Source organism: Bacillus cereus group sp. MYBKT14-1 (assembly GCF_051915185.1).
In the GTDB taxonomy this organism is placed as follows: domain Bacteria; phylum Bacillota; class Bacilli; order Bacillales; family Bacillaceae_G; genus Bacillus_A; species Bacillus_A cereus.
Genome location: NZ_JBQAEF010000004.1, coordinates 1 through 18,412, shown reverse-complemented (window position 1 = coordinate 18,412; position 18,412 = coordinate 1). Strand labels below are relative to the sequence as shown.

Genomic DNA, 18,412 nt, shown 5'->3' with positions numbered 1-18,412 from the left:
TGAATAATAGGATGTTACCAATAATTGTTGCCAATAAAAAAATCTTTCTTTTCATTCTTCTTTTTTAAGTTTTAAAGGAGAAAGCTAGGCTTCTTATTTTTACTAATGTTATAATAAGAAAAAAGCACGAAAAGAGGTCATCTCATGCTAGAGGTTATTGCAACATGTTTAGAAGATGTAAAACGAATTGAAAGCGCTGGCGGCAAGCGGATTGAATTAATTTCATCTTATACAGAAGGTGGTTTAACACCGAGTTATGCTTTTATAAAAAAAGCGGTAGAAGCGGTAAGTATACCAATTCATGTTATGATTCGTCCGCATGCGAAGTCTTTTACATATACGGAAGAAGAAATTGAAATGATGAAAGAAGATATTATAGTTGCGCAGAAGTTAGGAGCAGCTGGTGTAGTGTTAGGCGTATTAAACGAACGAAATGAAGTGGATGAAGAGAAATTAGCGGATTTACTATCTGTTGTAGATGGAATAAATGTAACGTACCACCGTGCGATAGATGATATAGAAAATCCAGTAGAAGCAATGAACACTTTAAAGAAGTTTCATAAAGTGACTCACGTTCTAACTTCAGGTGGACAAGGAAATATAGTAGAGAATATTCCGGTGCTTACTGAAATGCAAAAGGTAAGTGATGGTCAAATTCAGCTTGTAGCTGGAGCTGGCGTGACGAAAGAAAATATAAAGCGATTGCTAGATGAAACTGGAATCAAGCAGGCGCATGTCGGTACAGCGGTAAGAGAAGGGAAATCATGTTTTTCTGAAATAGATCCTAATTTAGTACAAGAATTAGTTGAAATAATAAAATAAGTGCTTAAGAAAGAGGAGAAACGATGAAGGAAAATACGAAGAAAGAATTATTCTCTTGGGCTAAAACGATAGGTTTTACCCTTGTATTAATTGCTATTATTCGCGGTGTTTTATTTACACCTTCTTTAGTGCAAGGTGAATCAATGATGCCCACTTTAAAAAATAACGAACGAGTTCTCGTGAATAAGATTGGTTATAGTATAAGTGGATTAGATCGCTTTGATATTATCGTCTTCCACGGAAAAGAAGGATATGATTTAGTAAAACGAGTAATTGGTTTGCCAGGCGATACAGTTGAGTATAAAAATGATGTTTTATATGTAAACGGAAAAGCGATGGAAGAACCATATTTAAAACAGTTTAAAGAAAAAGCAGTAGGCCGTGTATTAACTCCAGACTTTACGTTAGAACAAATCACTGGGAAAACGAAAGTGCCAGAAGGCCAAGTATTTGTTTTAGGGGATAATCGTGAAGTTTCTAAGGATGGTCGCATGTTTGGCTTTATTTCAGAAGATGAAATCGTCGGAAAAGGACAAGCTGTTTTCTGGCCGTTGGAACAAGTAAGAGCGTTATAAAGTGTGGTGAAGTATGGGAGAGGTATCCTTCCATACTTTTTTATTTGCTTAAAATCTATTGATTGAATTGAAAGAATATTTTATAATTTTAAATTATATGTTTGTTTCGAAAAACGGAATTTAAGTTCCATAATTCGGAACGAAAGGGAGATAGAATGAGTATAAATAAAACGGCAGTTAAGACAATGGATATTTTAGAGTTGTTTTATGAGCATGAAGAGCTAAGTTTAACTGAGATGGTTCAGCTTACAAATATGCCGAAAACATCTGTTTATCGTTTAATTGGCTCGTTGGAAGAGATGGAGTTTTTACAAAAAAACGAAAAGGGGAAATATCGTTTAGGGGTCGTATTTTTACGGTTCGGTCAACTTGTTTCACAACGATTATCAGTAAGAAATATAGCAATTCCTTATATGAAAGAACTTAGAGATAGTTTAGGACAGGCAGTTAATTTAATAATTCAAGATGGTAATGACGCAATTTATGTTGAAAAGATGGAAGGTGTTCAGCCAGTACGCGTGTATACGGCGGTTGGAAGAAGAGCACCGCTTTATGCTGGTGCATGTCCAAGAATTTTACTATCGTATTTCTCTGAGGAAGAGAAACGGAGATACATAGAGGAAGTGAATTTAAAACAGTTTGCAGATGGAACAATCGTGGATAAGGAACAATTGTTAGAAGTGTTGCAAATGGCAAAAAAGGAAGGCTACACAATTAGCTACTCTGAGTTAGAAAATCATACAGCAGCTATAGCAGCGCCTATTTTTGCGAGCGGTGGAATGGTTGTAGCAGGCATTAGTATTTCGGGATTAGCAATTGAGTACAGCGAAAGTAACATTTCATATTTTATTGCGAAGGTGAAAGAAACAGCGCATCGCATTTCGAAAGAACTCGGCTTTTTGGCATAGAAAGAGGGAGTAGGATGAAATTTTCTGCGTTAGGGGATCAAGCAATTATTGTTACATTTGGTGAAGAAATTAAGATGGATATATATGAGAAAGTACAGCGGTTATTTCAAGCACTGCAGCAACATCCGTTTGCAGGAATGATAGAGTGCGTTCCGTCGTTTACTTCATTAGCTGTTTACTACAATGTATACGAAGTATGGAAGGGAAATGAGAGAAGTGAAAGGTCACATGATTACGTTCGCCAGTATATAAAGGAACTGTGTGATTCTTATAAAGAAGAAGTAAAACAGAATGTGAAACATATTTCTATACCAGTGTGCTACGGGGGAGAATATGGACCAGATTTAGAAGAAGTCGCGCATTATCACGGTTTACAAGTAGAAGATGTGATTCGAATACATAGTGAAACTACATATTTTGTATATATGCTAGGTTTTACACCAGGATTTCCGTATTTAGGAGGACTTTCAAAAGAATTAGAAACACCTAGAAAAGAAACACCACGGTTACAAATCTCTCCTGGTTCAGTAGGTATTGGCGGAAATCAAACAGGTATATATCCGCTTGAAACACCAGGAGGATGGAATATTATCGGCCGAACTCCTATTTCATTATTTAATCCGGAAGAAGAAATACCAACATATATTCAAAGTGGTATGTATTTACGATTTATTCCAATAACGAAGGAAGAGTACGTATCACTTGAGGGGGTTAAAGAATGGATGTAGAAGTTTTGCATGCGGGAATGTTTACAACAGTCCAAGATTTAGGGCGATCTCATTATCAACAATACGGTGTGCCAGTTGGCGGGGTGATGGATCAAAGTACACTTCGGATGATCAATATGTTAGTTGGTAATGAAGAGAATGAAGCGGGACTCGAAATGACGATTATGGGACCTAAATTGTTAATAAAGAAAACGACTTTACTTGCGATTGGCGGAGCAGATATGGAACCGTTATTGAATGGAGAACGTATCCCCTTATGGCGTCCCATGTTAGCGGAAGAAGGTAGTATGCTTTGTTTTGGAAAAGTGAAAAGTGGTTGCAGAGCGTATGTGACCTTTGCGGGTGGAATACATATTGAGCGTACAATGGGAAGCAAAAGTACGTACATACGTGCTGCGATTGGTGGTATAGAAGGAAGAATGCTGAAAAAGGGTGACTACTTCCAAATTGGTGCACAACCAGAAATGGCGAATCGTTTCATACAAGACTTACAAAAAGATGAGCGTATAAAAACGAAATGGGCAATTAGCAACAGTGTACTACCAAAGTATAAGAAACATCCTAAGCTTCGTGTCATAGCTGACTTTGAATACGATCAATTTACAGAAGAAAGTAGAAAGGCATTTTTTACGAAAGAGTATAAGGTATCTAATTATGCTGACCGTATGGGCTATAGGGTTGAGGGAGAAGTTTTAAATAGGAATGAAGAAAAAGAGATTTTATCGAGTCCTGTTACATTTGGAACCATTCAAGTTCCTAATGGTGGACAGCCGATTATATTAATGGCAGATAGGCAAACGACAGGTGGCTATCCGAGAATGGGAAATATCATTTCAGTAGATTTACCTCTTCTTGCCCAGCTAAAGCCGGGGGACTATGTTTCTTTTGAGAAAATTACGCTTGAAGAAGCGGAACAATTGTACATAGAACAAGAAGTAAATATGAATCTATTAAAGAAATTCATCGCTTTACGAAGCTAAAATTAGGAGGAATACATTATGACTACAATCGATTTAAACTGTGATTTAGGAGAAAGTTTTGGCGCTTATAAAATGGGGAATGATGATGAAATTCTTCCGTTCGTTTCCTCTATAAACGTTGCTTGCGGTTTTCATGCGGGTGATCCGTCTATTATGCGTCAAACTGTTGAAAAAGCTTTGGAGCATAACGTAGCAGTAGGGGCGCATCCTGGATTTCCTGATTTAATTGGATTCGGTAGAAGAAACATGAATGTTTCAGCAAGTGAAGTATACGATTATGTTTTATATCAAACAGGCGCATTAGACGCATTTGTGAAAGCGGCAGGCGGGAAAATGCAGCATGTAAAGCCGCACGGTGCCTTATATAATATGGCGGCGTCTAATCCGGAAATTGCAGATGCAATTGCAAAGGCAATTTATCATATAAATCCAAGTCTATTACTTTATGGATTAGCAAATAGCGAGGCGTTTATACAGGCTGCAGAAAAATACAAAGTAACTCTCGTACAAGAGGCTTTTGCGGATCGTACATATAAGCAAGATGGTACATTAACGAGCCGTACAGAAGAAAATGCGCTTATAAAAGATGAAGACGAAGCGATAAAGCAAGTACTTCAAATGGTGAAAGAAGGCTATGTAAATTCGGTGAATGGTGAGAAAGTAGCAGTTCAGGCGCAGACGATTTGTTTACACGGTGATGGGGAAAAAGCAGTACAATTTGCAGAAAGAATATACAGAACATTCAAACTCAATGGTATTTCTATTTGTGCACCGAAATAAAAAATAGGGGGAAGTGCTAGAAATGATTAAATTAATCGGAATACTACTTGTTGCAGTGGGCTTTTTATTTAGATTAAATACACTTTTAGTAGTTATGGTTGCAGGTATTGTTACTGGTATGGTTTCAGGGTTAAGTTTTTATGATGTGATCAGCATGTTCGGTAAATTTTTCATAGAAAATAGATATATGTCTATGCCAATTATATTAACTTTACCGGTAATCGGAATTTTAGAGCGTTACGGTTTAAAAGAAAGAGCAGAAGCACTTATAACGAAATCAAAAGGAGCAACAACTGGAAGAGTATTAATGTCATATTTTACGATAAGAGAATCGTCAGCAGCACTAGGGCTTAATATTGGTGGGCATGCGCAAACAGTAAGGCCGCTCGTTGCACCGATGGCAGAAGGGGCCGCGCAAGGTAAATACGGTAAACTTCCTGAAAAATTAAGAGAAAAGATTAAAGCAAACGCAGCAGCTGCTGAAAATACAGCTTGGTTTTTCGGAGAAGATATTTTCATCGCAACTGGAGCTATTTTATTAATGAAAGGATTCTTCGATTCAGTAGGTATGCATGTCGGAGTATGGGATATGGCACTTTGGGGCATTCCGACAGCAATATCTGCACTTATTGTAAGCTGGATTAGATTTAGAAGGTTTGATAAATATATAGAGAAAACAATGAAGGCAGAAGGAAAAGAAGAGAAGGAGGCAATTTAATATGAACATCATCACAATGGATACAATCTATTATGCATTAGGGATAATCGTTGCTTTTATCACTGTTCGTATCGCATTCGATCGTGAACATCCAAACAGATTCGGTTCTAGTTTATTTTGGGCATTGTTTGCAGTTACATTTTTATTTGGAAATGTAATTCCTTCGTTTTACGTTGGCTGTATCGTGCTCGCTATGGTCGTTTTAGCCTCGCTAAATAAAGTAACAAAATCAGAGGAAAAAGAAGTTCCAGTACAAGAACGTATGAAACATGCTGAGAAATTAAAAAATAAAATTTTTATGCCTGCACTATTAATTCCTATTTTTACAATTATCGGTACGTTGACCTTAGGGAAAATTAAATGGGGAAATGTCTCTCTTGTTGATCCAGATAAAGTAACATTAGTTGCACTAGCGTTTGGTGCATTACTTGCATTTGTTGCGGCGATGCGTATTACAAAATCAAAAATAACAACACCTGTACAAGAAGGAAGCAGACTATTACAAGCTGTTGGCTGGGCGGTAATTTTACCACAAATGTTAGCAGCACTTGGCGGTATATTCGCGAAGTCTGGCGTTGGACAAGTTGTTTCAGACTTAGTCGGACAAGTGCTACCGACAGAGTATCCGTTCGTTGCCGTTATGGCGTACTGTTTAGGCATGATGCTATTTACAGTCGTAATGGGAAATGCATTCGCAGCGTTTGCTGTTATTACTGGCGGAATTGGATTACCTTTAATAGTTCAAATGCACGGCGGAAACCCAGCAATTATGGCAGCGCTCGGTATGTTTGCTGGATATTGCGGAACGCTGCTTACACCAATGGCAGCAAACTTTAATATCGTACCTGCGATGCTTTTAGAGCTAAAGGATAAAAATGCGGTTATTAAAGCGCAAGTACCAATTGCTCTTTCAATTTTTATCATAAATATGTTTATTATGTACGGCCTAGTATATCGTTTCTAATTAGGAGGTAATAACAGTAAATGAGAATCTATAAAAAACTATAAAAATTTACAATTACAGGTTTTATATTTTACAGAATTCAACCTATAATATTTTCAGGTGATGAAAAGGGGGGAAAGGATGAAAACAACACGTACTTGTAAAATCAATTCTATTACAAAAGAACAAACGGAAGATTTAATTACTTTAATCCGTACGTTCGAAAGTGCAAAACGATATAGTTTTAATCGTTTGATTGAGGGCGAAAACGAGAAAGAATTGATAAAAAAACTACAACCTAAATATTTGTTAAATAAACGTTTTTGTGAAGATGCGATTTTACAAGCGCAATCGATCCTTTTCTCTCAAAAAGAACTTCTTCCTGTTTACCTAGAAAACAATCAAAAAAAGTTAGAAAAGACGTTACAAAAAATAGATGATTATGAACGCGGCAAAAAAAGACCTAAACAAGTTGCATTAGAAACTTGTTTAATTGGCTTAAGAAAACGAAAACAAAAATTAGAACAAAGAATTGAAACGTATGCAAAACATATTAAAAATAAAACATTACCTCCTATTATTTTTGGTGGGCGGAAAAATTTCTATGAAAGAATGAAAAACAAGATATCCAATCAAGAATGGAAAGATTTGCGGACACGACAATTATATTCTCGTGGAGATAAAAGCAAAAAAGGGAATTTGAACATGCGCATTACAGTTGATGACTGTGGGCAAGGATGGTTAGAAATTGCAAATCCATTAGGACGAACAAATGGAAAAACAAAAAGCCCACGAATCAAAGTTCCGATTATCATTCCATATCATTTTTATCATCAAATCACAAATGTCGTTATGGGAAAGCGAATCGGTGTAAATCCAAAAGGAAAACCGATTATAGAGCATCAAAAATATAGTGTAGAAATCATTCGTAAACAAAATGAATTTTATGTAAATATTACGTTTGATGAAACACAAATAGGTCGTGTACTAGATTTGAAGGAAACACCACAATCAGATGTAATTGCAGGAATTGATGTAAATCCGGACCGTATTGCAGTTAGTTTATGTACAAAACAAGGTAATTTTAAAGGTTCAAAAAATTTTTATCTACACAATCTGAATGCGTTTTTAACAAATAAACGCGCAACGATAATTGGACAAATCGTACAACAAATTAAAACATGGTTATTGGAAAACAATGTAGGTGGAATTGTTTTAGAAGATTTAAAGTTTCAACAATCTCATGATACTGATAAATACAGTAATCGTAATTTCCATCAATTTACGTATAAAAAGATGTTGAACAGTTTAATTCGTATGTCTCTTCGTAACGGATTTTCTGTTAAAACAGTAAACCCCGCTTATACAAGTGTGATTGGAAAATTAAAATACAGTAAAAATTTCGGTATTAGTGTTCATGAAGCAGCCGCATTCACGATTGCAAGACGTGGATTGGAATTGCAAGAACAATTACCACAAGAGATTATATTATTATTAAAAAACCAAATTACAACAAAACTGCGTATTCTTGTTGCTTCCATGGAAGAAAGTAAAAAGAATACGAAAAAAGTATATAAAAAATGGTTACAAACAATTCAAACGTGGAAAGAATATCACAATTGGAAATTGTGGAGCATTCTTCACAAAACTGTTTATATGAGCAATCAACAATTCATATTTAAAATTTAAATGAGAAGGGGGGGGACTGGTTTATTTCTTATAACCTCTTGCATACTACTGACTTGGATGAATGGTAGTATGCAAGAACAGATCGTTCCTAACAGGAACCTGCCGTCATTCTTTCACAATAGGTGGATGAAAAGGTCACAACCCTTACGGACAGGAAAAAGGTGAAATTCCTTTTCGGTAGTTGGCATTTGACTTGGTTCGCCAACAATTTATAGATTTTTATAAGAATTTTAAACCAGGATAAAACTATGAAAACAGTATTATTAACAGGGTTTGATCCGTTCGGCGGAGAAAATATCAATCCAGCTTGGGAAGTAGCAAAAGGTTTGCATGAAAAAACAATTGGAGAATACAAGATAATAAGCAAACAAGTACCAACTGTATTTCATAAATCAATAAGCGTATTAAAAGAGTATATAGAAGAACTAGCGCCGGAAATTATTATATGCATTGGACAAGCTGGGGGCAGACCAGATATTACGATAGAACGTATCGCAATTAATATTGATGATGCAAGAATCGCTGACAATGAAGGGAATCAGCCGGTAGATGTACCGGTTGTAGAAGAAGGAGCGATTGCGTATTGGTCTACACTTCCGATGAAAGCAATCGTAAAAAAACTTCGCGAAGAGGGTATACCGTCATCTGTTTCACAGACGGCAGGCACATTCGTTTGTAATCACTTATTCTATGGACTTATGCATGAACTAGAGAAACATGATAAGAAAATAAAAGGCGGATTCATTCATATTCCGTTTTTACCAGAACAAGCGAGTAATTATCCAGGGCAACCGAGTATGTCACTTTCTACTATTCGTAAGGGGATAGAATTGGCAATCGAAGTAACGACGACAGTTAAGGTAGATATTGTAGAGGTTGGGGGCGCAACGCATTAAGTAAAATGAATTGTACAACACCTCCTGTAAACAACTGGTATAATAAGAATAGGAAAATACATAGAGGTGATTTTTGTGCAACAATTTGAAGAAGTACGTTCAATTTTAGAAAAAGCGAAGAAAATTACAGTATTAACAGGCGCTGGTGCAAGTACGGAAAGTGGTATTCCAGATTTTCGTTCAGCAAATGGATTGTATGCTGATGCGAATGTGGAGATGTACTTATCAAGAGGGTACTATAACCGAAGTCCGAAAGAATTTTGGAAGCATTATAAAGAAATCTTTCAAATTAATACGTTCCATCAATATAAACCAAATCGTGGCCATCGCTTTTTAGCTGAGCTAGAAGAACAAGGGAAAGATATTACGATTTTAACGCAAAATATTGACGGTTTACATCAATTAGGTGGCAGTAAGCATGTCATCGATTTACATGGAACACTTCAAACAGCACATTGTCCAAAATGTAAATCAGGCTATGATTTACAGTATATGATTGATCATGAAGTACCGCGTTGTGAGAAGTGTAATTTCATTTTAAATCCAGATGTTGTTTTATACGGAGATACACTGCCGCAATATCAAAATGCGATGAAACGTTTATATGAAACAGGTGTACTTCTCGTTATGGGAACGTCATTAAAAGTACAACCTGTCGCTTCATTCCCGGAAATCGCAAAGAGGGAAGTAGGAGCAACAACTATTTTAGTAAATGAAGAGTTAACAGGACAGGAATATAACTTTGATTTTGTTTTTCAAAATAAGATTGGTGAGTTTGTTGAAGGGTTATCTTCAATGAAATAAGTTATCGAAAAAACTGAGGTATCTGCCTCAGTTTTTTATTTGAGTTATCGCTGTTTTAAGCCATATGAAAACATTTTGATAATGTAGTAACAACATCTCTATAATTTATAAAAATCAATTTGCCCCATTTTTCTTTTAGAATAATATTCATGTTATTGTGCATTAAGGGAATGGTAATAAATAGGATGTAAAAACAAAAAAACTGAAAATTAAATCTTTTATTTCTTTTATAATTAATATAAAATTCTATATATATCATATAAATAAATTTGATACATAATGATTTTGCGTAGAAATGTTAATAGAATGAAGCGAGGGAGCGAAATGAGACAGAAAAAGGAGCAGAAAAAACAATCGAAAAAGAAAAAGACTCATATTCCATTTCGGTTAAATGTACTATTTTTTATTGTCTTTCTTTTATTTTCAGCTATTATAATTCAATTAGGTAAAGTACAAATCATTGATGGAGAAACGTATAGAAATGAAGTAAATAAAAAGGAAGATGTAACGGTAAGCACTCCCGTTCCTAGAGGGAAAATGTTTGATCGGCAAGGTCACGTTATTGTAAATAATAAACCATTGCGAACCGTTACATATACGAAAATGAGAGGAGTAGACTCGAAAGAAGTTTTACAAGTAGCAAGAGATTTAGCCAAACTAATTGAAATGTCGCAAGAGGACATTGATAAGTTAACAGAGACAGATAAGAAAGATTTTTGGATGCAGTTAAATGAAAAGCGGGCAGCAGCGAAAGTAACGAAAGAAGATGAGAGTAAATTTAGAAAGCAAGAAATAGAAGGAAAAGAGTTAGATAAAAAAGTAGAAGAACTGCGCCGGGAAAGAATTACACAAGAAGAATTAAATGAGCTTTCAAAGGAAGATATAGAAGTATTAGTAATTAAAAGCAAAATGAATGCGGGATATAAAATGACGCCGCAAATCGTTAAAAAAGATGTAAGTCAAAATGAATATGCTGTCGTTAGTGAAAGGTTGGCAAGTTTACCAGGGGTAGATACAACAGTAGATTGGGAACGTGAATACCCAAATGATAAAATACTGCGCTCTATACTAGGTAGCGTTTCTAATGAAAATGAGGGGTTGCCAAGAGAACAATTAGATTATTATTTAGTTCGTGATTATAATCGAAACGACCGTATTGGTAAAAGTTACATCGAAAAACAATACGAAGATGCACTACATGGAACGAAAGAACAGTCTAAAAATATTATGGATAAAACAGGGAAGATTGTTCGAACAGAAAAAGTGACTGAAGGAAAAAGTGGAAATAACTTGATGTTAACAGTCGATATGGATTTACAGAAAAGAGTAGAGGGAAGCCTTGAAAAGAATTTACGAGCCTTTCATGCTGCAGAGCCGATGATGGATCGTGCGTTCGTAGTAATGATGAATCCGAAAAACGGTCAAATTTTATCAATGGCAGGAAAGAAAATTGTAAATAAAGATGGCGGGATGCAAATAGAAGATTATGCCTTAGGAACGATGACAAGTTCTTATGAGTTAGGGTCAACTGTAAAAGGGGCTACTTTATTAACTGGATATCAAACAGAAGCGATTAAGCCGTATACACATTTCTTTGATGCGCCAATGTATTTTAAAGGAAGTTCTAAGCCGAAGAAATCGTGGAAAGAATTTGGAGATATTGATGATTTAAGAGCTTTGCAAGTGTCATCGAACGTTTATATGTTTAATACAGCTTTAAAAATGGCAGGCATTAATTATGTCCCAAACAATCCATTAGACATTAAACAAGAAACATTTAATAAAATGCGCTACTATTTTAGACAATTTGGCCTAGGTGTGTCGACTGGTATTGACCTGCCAAATGAATCAATCGGTCAAATAGGTAGAACTGATAACATACCCGGATTTTTACTTGATTACGCGATTGGACAGTATGATACATATACGCCGCTTCAGCTTGCGCAATATATTTCAACCATTGCAAATGGCGGTTACCGAATGAAACCACAAATTGTACAAGAAGTTAGAGAGCAACCGAATAGACCAGAGGATGTAGGAAAAGTCGTTCGGTCGATTGAACCAGTTGTATTAAATAGAGTGGATATGGACACTTCGTACATTAATCATGTAAAAGAAGGATTTAGAAGAGTTTTTCAAGAAGCTGACGGAACAGGTACCGGAACGTTTAAAGGTTTACCATATAAACCAGCGGGAAAAACAGGAACAGCTGAGACAGTATATGGTGGAGAAAGTGATATTGGAAGAGATGAGAACAACAACCGAAAAAAATGTTATAATTTAACTCTTGCCGGTTATGCGCCATATGATGCTGATCCGGAAATAGCTTTTTCAGTTGTTGTGCCGTGGGTGAATGATGATAAATCAGGAATTAATTCTGCCATTGGTAAAGAGATTTTGGATGCGTATTTTGAATTAAAAACAAATAGATCAAATGCAAATTCAATTCCATTAGAACAACCGAACAAAGCACAATAAAAATAGTATCACTGCATGGAAACATATTGTGCAGTGATATATTTTTTGAGTTAAAAAGCGCTTTATAAGGTGGGAATGGATATGAAAAAGGAAATTAAGAGAGGCTGGGGAAAGTACATACTATTTATATTGGTGATGGTAATAGGCTACCATTCTTTTACTTTATGTAAAGTGGAAGGGGAATCGATGCAGCCGACTTTATATGAAGAAGATTACGTATTTGTAAATAAAGCGGTAGTACGTCTTTCTAATTTACAACACGGAGAAATTGTCATTATAAAGGAAGCGGATGAATCGAAATATTATGTGAAACGTGTAATAGGGCTTCCGGGTGATGTAATTAACATAACGAACGGAAAGGTATATGTGAACGATAAAAAGCAAGAAGAACCATATACGAACAAAGATTTATTTAACAACACACAAGTGTTTTATAACTTTCAAAAGACAAAAATTCCGCCAAATAAGTTATTTGTAATGGGAGATAACCGCGAAGTAAGTAGAGATAGTCGCAATGGCTTAGGATATATTGAAGAAGATAACATAATTGGCAAGGTGGAATTTGTATATTATCCATTTTCAAAAATGAAAATGATAGAATAAGTGGGGGGATGAGCAAAACCCCACTTATTAAAGTTTCACTTTATTTTCTTTAAAAAACCTTTTGGATTAAATGATATGAAAAATTTATGTTTAGACTCGTCGATTATGAAGTTATTATTTTTAGTTAAAAACTCATCCACAGCTTCCATCGGGCCAGGACCCCAATCGGGAAGAAGCGGATTTCCATTAATGGAGGTATCTTCTACAATTATATAACTGCCAGTAGTGACGATAGATTTATATAGTAAGAGTTCTTTGGATACATGCTCTTTACTATGATCAGAATCTAAAATAACTAAAATCACATCATCAGGTTTGCGCATGCTTACTATTGTTTGGATGGCCTGCACAGAAACAGAAGATGCTGTTAAATACGTAATCCGATTATGTGATGGCCGATTTGGCTGCGGAGTTATATCGATAGTAAGTACGTGACCTTTTCCAATTAAATCTAACATAGAAGCTAAATACAGTGCACTACCACCGTGAAAAGTCCCGCATTCAATAATTAAATCGGGCTTTAATTCATAAATGATTTCTTGATACAAAAAGAGATCAGAGGGAAGTTTACAGATTGGAACTCCAAACCAATGTGTATCTTTTAACCACACAAGGCTATCGTAATATTGTTTTAGAAATTCATTGCTTATAGTATCGATTTTAAATTCTCCTTTCTAAAAAGGCTTCTCTCGTTTGACGTAAAGTGTTTACGCATGAAAGTTGTACTATATATTATGTAGTAAGGAATTGTAAGGCGAGTGTTTTTACTTGAAAATAAGCCAAATAACTCATGTGGAAAATGAAAGGAAATAATCGTATGTACAAATACACAATTTGCTTTATTAGAAAAAGTGATAAAATATTGCTATTAAATAGAAATAAAAAGCCGAATATGGGGATGTGGAATGGTGTTGGAGGAAAAATATAAGAGAATGAAACGCCATACGAAGGAATAATTAGAGAAACATTTGAGGAAACGGGTATAGAACTTTCAAGTGTAACGTATAAAGGGACTGTTGGTTTTAAAGGTAAAGATGAGCCCCAGGCTAGTGAAGGAATGTATGTGTTCGTTGCTGATCTGCCAGATGGCATGCAGATGAATACACCATTTCGTACGGCTGAAGGATTATTAGAATGGAAAGAAATTGATTGGATATTAGATGGTGATAATAGAGGTGTAGTTAGCAATTTACCAAAATACTTACCGACAGTATTAACAGAAGAAAATAAGTTAAAACATATATTCACGTACGATAACCGGAATATTATTAATTACACAACTGCATGTTTGACAGAAGATGATGCGAACAAGCGATATGAAAAACAACTTGTTTCTCAATAGAAGAGGATAGTGAAAAATCACGTTTTTACTCTCATTATATATGCGAGGTGATTATATGCTTCAGAAATACAATTCATTGGTCATAATTGTAATATGTATGATATAACTTTTCTTATGGTGAAAGAGTAGAGAACATACGTAAACGGAAAAGAGGTGGCTTTGCCACCTCTTTTCCGTTAGTCACGAATCGCCTTAATGATAAACCGATGTTGTTTCACATCAAAATATCCTTTTTGTAAGATAATTTCATGTATACGATATAACTCCTCATAATACCTTTCGACAGTAAAATCAGGAATTTGCCACGGAATTGCTTTTAAATAATAGACGATAGCGCCAATATCATAAAAGCGTTGGAAAGGGAATTCTTCCTTTGCTTCTAAAATAGTAAATCCAGTTTCCTCTAACTCACTACATGCTGCTTCAAGTGACCAACTTGCAAATTCGTTATTTAGCGGTGCGTTAAATTGCTCATTAAGTTCCACACAATCGAGACCACCAACTTGTTGTGTAAGGAAAATCCCATTTTGAGAAAGGATTCTTTTTACTTCAGAAGCAGCATATGATTCATGTTGGTTTAGGATTAGATTAAACTGACCATCTTGAAATGGCAATGCAGTATCATCGTTCACCTCTACAACAGTAACCCCTAAAGGCTCTAATTTCTTTCGAGCAATTGGCACGTTTGGAGCGTAGCCCTCAGTAGCATAAATAGTTGACGGGAACGGTTGTAACATAGATAAAAACTCTCCACCGCCAGTTCCCATATCTAGCATTGATTTAGTGCGTTGCATAAGCTGGAAAGCAGTACTGCCGTACGACCATGATAAAGGCTCACTCTTCATTCGGCCCGTTTCTGAAATGAAAGAAAAATCCCAACCGCTAAAATGTGTATTTGAACTTTCTAATAAAGTTAAAAATAATGGATCACGTTTCATAATTGTATCCTCCTATTTTGTAAGTAAATGATATGGTGAGAAAAGAAAAAAGGAGGACCTCTTATGAAAGGGGAACGGTTTTACGTTTCGTGTTCGAATAGATTCATATAAATTCGCTCCTTGTGAGAATGGTTATTTATATATTCGGGATAATTGAGTGGAAATCCTTTGAAGGAATAGAAGAAGGCAGTTGTTTAATGAAAAAATAAATTGAGTTATCTATTTTTATAGTGTAATTGTTCATTCATACGCATAAAAAACTATTCTCTCCATAAAATAGTAAAATTATATTGGAGGTTGAATTATGAAAAAATTTAGTGTATTTTCAATAACCTTGATGACTTTTGGACTATTATTATTTGGATTAAATAGGATAATAGATAGCTATTCTGAGCCTATTATCCTATTAGGGTATATTACTTTTTTAATTGGAGTGGTTCTGAGTATTATAGCGATCGCTAGACGTGAAGATGGAAGCTTAAAATTCATATCACTTATCTCTTTCTTTGTTGTCCTGTTTTTCATTACTTGGTTTGAGTCGGTTCAGGTACTACGAATTATTACTTGGATAAAAAATATTTATTAAAATTTAAATTGTTGGTAAAAATGGGAAACCTTAAATTTAGGTTTCCTTTTATTATATTCGATTATCAATATTAAAATTTAATAGAGCCATTAATAAAAGAAAAAAATATATAAACTGAGTGTAAAAATATTTTAATTCTTTGAAAACATTCAGCGATTTAGTATTCTTTATATATGGAATATTTTGTTTATGCGAAAAGAGGGCAAGGTGCTATATGAAAAGAATAAAAAATGTAATGTTACTATTGTTATGTTTCTTATGTTTAAGTGGTTGTAATTATGAAGATGAAGATCAGGTGAAAAAATATGTAAAAAAAAAGCACGGAATTGATGTGATTGTAACAGATTGGGGTGCTATACACGAAGGGAATATGGGGCATACATACCATACTGTTCAAGCGAAAAACAATAAAAATATTCAATTTAGAGTAGAGGTTGATGGCTTAGTATACTCAAGAATAAAAGGTGATGAATATCAATACGGAAAAAAAACATATGAGGAATATAAGAAATTTAAACCAATGCTAGAAGAAATTAAAAAATTAGGTTACGTGGAACCTGAAAATAAAAATGTTTTTCAATATATAGTGGATGATGATATAGAGGAGAAACCAACGGATACGTTATTATTAACTTTAAAAATGAGTGACAAGATTGATTACAGTCAATTCCAATCAAAAGAATTAGATCGTTTATATGCTCTAATCCAATTCATTCAGAAGAGTAATAGAAAGATAACAAAACTTGAAATTGAGGATTATAATGGTAAATCTATAGGTTTCCCTTTTCAAAATATACAAAAAGCTATAACGAAAGAAGAACTGCTTTTAACAATGAAAAACACAGTAAACGGTTATTGGACATATTTGGTTCAAACTGAAACCAAAGTAGGCGAAAGATTAAATGAGATACAAAATAGCCACTTTGAAATTGAGGATATTATTTGTCCACACCCGAAAGACGGCAATTGTCTAGAGTATGAATTGACATTAGTTTTCAATGACAGTGAGATAAAATATAGAAATGATCCATATGTAATAGAGGATTTGAGAAAGGTAGTCACTATTCTTAAAGAAGAACTATATAATAAGGAATTTAACATATTTTTAAGGAACAAGGATGGAACAAGTTATTCACTCTGGCTATCATCCGAAAAAATTAAGGAAAGTAATAACATAGAAGAGTTAGTAAAATAATGATATAAAGAAGAAATTTAAAGTACTTTTTATGTTTGTTATTTCTGTATTCAAAAGGAAAACCGCTTATACTTCATTTTTGAAGCATAAGCGGTTTTGTTTAAAATACTCAAAAACAAAAATCTTTTGGTAAAGTACCATTTTTAATAACTGTTCTTAACCCATGTTTTATAATCCAAGGATTAATAGGATGCTGTTTATCACGTAATTGCTGTAACCACTGAAAAACGAGTTCTTTATCTTCTTTCGTAATATCGTTAATATGATTGGCTACAGATTTTTGAACATATTTAGAAGGGTCATTCATTAACGGTTCAAGAAGTTGTAAATTGTACTTAAAATTACCTTTTAGAGCTCCTATTTTTTTAGCCCAAGGAAGCCTTGGTCTTGTACCTTCAGAAACTAATCTTCTAATGTGGCTGTTTTCGTCATGAAGCCACTGTTGTAATATAGTTAGTGTGTCTTCATGATATGTTTCAAGAAAAGGCCGAATGGCATATTCAGCAGTATTTCTTTTCGTTATTTCATACATGGCGTTGAATGAGGTTTCAAAGTCGTTAAGTCCATATTTTTCAACGTATTTTGCGATAGGCATGTACATATATCCATTTGTAAACGTGCCTACTTCTGTTGTATTTTCTGGTCCTAATGTTTTCAGTAATATATGTATTGCGGCATTAAAATCTTTTTGTAAAGCATTGTGTAATTCATCTGCAATTACTTCAATACGCTGTTTTAACTCTAAATTTTCAACTTTACAAGCTACAGAATCTACAAAGATGCTTTTAGAGAAACAAGGATCGTGTTTACAAATAGAATCAGCTATTTTTTCTGCTAATTCTTCATTAAATAAAAATTTTAACGGAACATATTTACCCATTTTTTCACCTCGGTGGTCAAATGAAAACAATTTTTATTTTTTAATCGACAATCCATAAACCAAAGTCTCACTCGGAGTCGTAATACTAAAACCTGTCGTCTTATAATCAAGCTTCACTGTATCACCAGTGTAGTCTTTCGTAAATGAATCCATTTGTACGATAAGCTCCGCATCTTCATATACAACATCATCTGCGTTAAATGTATCCCAAATTAAATCGACATCAACGAAAATACTACAAGAGTTTGTCATTGTTCCTCTAATGCCAATGATCTTTTTGTCTTCACGTTCTAATCTATGTATAGCTGCTTTTGCTTCATCAGTAATGCGAATGTTCATTGTATCCCAACCTTTTATTTATATTTCTTCTATTATGGCAAAAACAGGAGCAATAGGGAAGCAAAGAGGTTTGCAACAAAAAACGAGCAAACAAATTTGAACTGCACCCCAATTGTTAGACACAGTCTAACAATTGGAGGTGCAGTTTTTCTATGGCTAAATTTACAGCTGATGAAAAAATACAAATCGTTCTACGTTATTTGAACGG

General features: G+C 34.6%; 19 protein-coding genes and 1 pseudogene. 16 read left to right on the top strand and 4 right to left on the bottom strand.

Features of this window, described 5'->3' with window-relative positions:
- The first annotated feature begins 144 nt into the window (after positions 1 to 144).
- From ACTFO4_RS12605 to lepB (ACTFO4_RS12545), 13 genes are all read left to right on the top strand, one after another.
- Positions 145 to 822, top strand: a complete 678-nt coding sequence (locus ACTFO4_RS12605; protein ID WP_078421494.1) for a copper homeostasis protein CutC — start codon at positions 145 to 147, stop codon at positions 820 to 822.
- A 23-nt stretch (positions 823 to 845) separates the two neighbouring features.
- Positions 846 to 1,397, top strand: a complete 552-nt coding sequence (lepB, locus tag ACTFO4_RS12600; RefSeq protein ID WP_000662501.1) for a signal peptidase I — start codon at positions 846 to 848, stop codon at positions 1,395 to 1,397.
- A gap of 155 nt (positions 1,398 to 1,552) precedes the next feature.
- Positions 1,553 to 2,305, top strand: coding sequence for an IclR family transcriptional regulator (locus ACTFO4_RS12595; protein WP_063536745.1), 753 nt, complete (start codon positions 1,553 to 1,555; stop codon positions 2,303 to 2,305).
- 14 nt (positions 2,306 to 2,319) lie between these two features.
- Positions 2,320 to 3,033 (top strand): 5-oxoprolinase subunit PxpB, encoded by a 714-nt coding sequence (gene pxpB / locus ACTFO4_RS12590; protein ID WP_098582845.1) that lies wholly within the window; start codon positions 2,320 to 2,322, stop codon positions 3,031 to 3,033.
- Positions 3,024 to 4,013: a biotin-dependent carboxyltransferase family protein gene (locus tag ACTFO4_RS12585; protein ID WP_440014385.1), complete on the top strand. Its 990-nt coding sequence runs from the start codon at positions 3,024 to 3,026 to the stop codon at positions 4,011 to 4,013. The genes pxpB and ACTFO4_RS12585 overlap by 10 nt, the downstream gene beginning before the upstream one ends.
- A gap of 18 nt (positions 4,014 to 4,031) precedes the next feature.
- Positions 4,032 to 4,793: a 5-oxoprolinase subunit PxpA gene (pxpA, locus tag ACTFO4_RS12580; protein WP_061457393.1), complete on the top strand. Its 762-nt coding sequence runs from the start codon at positions 4,032 to 4,034 to the stop codon at positions 4,791 to 4,793.
- A 22-nt stretch (positions 4,794 to 4,815) separates the two neighbouring features.
- Positions 4,816 to 5,511 carry a DUF969 domain-containing protein gene (locus ACTFO4_RS12575; protein ID WP_000593392.1) on the top strand — a complete coding sequence of 232 codons (696 nt, stop codon included), beginning with the start codon at positions 4,816 to 4,818 and terminating at the stop codon, positions 5,509 to 5,511.
- Between the two features lies 1 nt (position 5,512).
- On the top strand, positions 5,513 to 6,475 hold the full coding sequence (locus ACTFO4_RS12570; protein WP_440014384.1) for a DUF979 domain-containing protein: 963 nt from the start codon (positions 5,513 to 5,515) through the stop codon (positions 6,473 to 6,475).
- Positions 6,476 to 6,595: 120 nt separating this feature from the next.
- Positions 6,596 to 8,143 carry an IS200/IS605 family accessory protein TnpB-related protein gene (locus tag ACTFO4_RS12565; protein WP_000859083.1) on the top strand — a complete coding sequence of 516 codons (1,548 nt, stop codon included), beginning with the start codon at positions 6,596 to 6,598 and terminating at the stop codon, positions 8,141 to 8,143.
- 248 nt (positions 8,144 to 8,391) lie between these two features.
- Positions 8,392 to 9,039 carry a pyroglutamyl-peptidase I gene (pcp, locus tag ACTFO4_RS12560; RefSeq protein WP_000859708.1) on the top strand — a complete coding sequence of 216 codons (648 nt, stop codon included), beginning with the start codon at positions 8,392 to 8,394 and terminating at the stop codon, positions 9,037 to 9,039.
- Positions 9,040 to 9,105: 66 nt separating this feature from the next.
- Positions 9,106 to 9,843, top strand: coding sequence for an NAD-dependent protein deacylase (locus tag ACTFO4_RS12555; protein WP_074554685.1), 738 nt, complete (start codon positions 9,106 to 9,108; stop codon positions 9,841 to 9,843).
- Positions 9,844 to 10,167: 324 nt separating this feature from the next.
- Positions 10,168 to 12,321: a peptidoglycan D,D-transpeptidase FtsI family protein gene (locus ACTFO4_RS12550; protein ID WP_103621598.1), complete on the top strand. Its 2,154-nt coding sequence runs from the start codon at positions 10,168 to 10,170 to the stop codon at positions 12,319 to 12,321.
- 81 nt (positions 12,322 to 12,402) lie between these two features.
- Positions 12,403 to 12,924, top strand: a complete 522-nt coding sequence (lepB, locus tag ACTFO4_RS12545; RefSeq protein WP_016122761.1) for a signal peptidase I — start codon at positions 12,403 to 12,405, stop codon at positions 12,922 to 12,924.
- 35 nt (positions 12,925 to 12,959) lie between these two features.
- Here the strand turns inward: lepB (ACTFO4_RS12545) and ACTFO4_RS12540 are convergent, their stop codons facing one another.
- Positions 12,960 to 13,583, bottom strand: a complete 624-nt coding sequence (locus tag ACTFO4_RS12540) for a cephalosporin hydroxylase family protein (RefSeq protein ID WP_268258618.1) — start codon at positions 13,581 to 13,583, stop codon at positions 12,960 to 12,962.
- 158 nt (positions 13,584 to 13,741) lie between these two features.
- On the opposite strand from ACTFO4_RS12540, the pseudogene ACTFO4_RS12535 reads away from it, so the two are divergent.
- Positions 13,742 to 14,266 (top strand): annotated as a pseudogene (locus ACTFO4_RS12535) (NUDIX hydrolase).
- A gap of 176 nt (positions 14,267 to 14,442) precedes the next feature.
- On the opposite strand, the gene ACTFO4_RS12530 reads toward ACTFO4_RS12535, so the two are convergent.
- The gene (locus ACTFO4_RS12530) at positions 14,443 to 15,204 is read right to left on the bottom strand and encodes a class I SAM-dependent methyltransferase (RefSeq protein ID WP_410987931.1); all 762 of its coding nucleotides are present in this window, start codon (positions 15,202 to 15,204) and stop codon (positions 14,443 to 14,445) included.
- A gap of 304 nt (positions 15,205 to 15,508) precedes the next feature.
- Here ACTFO4_RS12530 and ACTFO4_RS12525 point away from each other — a divergent pair, with 304 nt between their 5' ends.
- Both ACTFO4_RS12525 and ACTFO4_RS12520 read left to right on the top strand, forming a co-directional pair.
- Positions 15,509 to 15,790, top strand: coding sequence for a hypothetical protein (locus tag ACTFO4_RS12525; RefSeq protein ID WP_078421501.1), 282 nt, complete (start codon positions 15,509 to 15,511; stop codon positions 15,788 to 15,790).
- A gap of 214 nt (positions 15,791 to 16,004) precedes the next feature.
- On the top strand, positions 16,005 to 16,985 hold the full coding sequence (locus tag ACTFO4_RS12520) for a hypothetical protein (protein ID WP_326235059.1): 981 nt from the start codon (positions 16,005 to 16,007) through the stop codon (positions 16,983 to 16,985).
- A 109-nt stretch (positions 16,986 to 17,094) separates the two neighbouring features.
- Here ACTFO4_RS12520 and ACTFO4_RS12515 read toward each other — a convergent pair whose 3' ends face one another.
- Together ACTFO4_RS12515 and ACTFO4_RS12510 are read right to left on the bottom strand one after the other, a co-directional pair.
- Entirely contained in the window at positions 17,095 to 17,865 is a 771-nt protein-coding gene (locus ACTFO4_RS12515; protein WP_326235058.1) for a DNA alkylation repair protein, read from the bottom strand.
- 33 nt (positions 17,866 to 17,898) lie between these two features.
- Positions 17,899 to 18,204 carry an iron-sulfur cluster biosynthesis family protein gene (locus tag ACTFO4_RS12510; protein WP_326235057.1) on the bottom strand — a complete coding sequence of 102 codons (306 nt, stop codon included), beginning with the start codon at positions 18,202 to 18,204 and terminating at the stop codon, positions 17,899 to 17,901.
- Positions 18,205 to 18,412 lie beyond the last annotated feature (208 nt).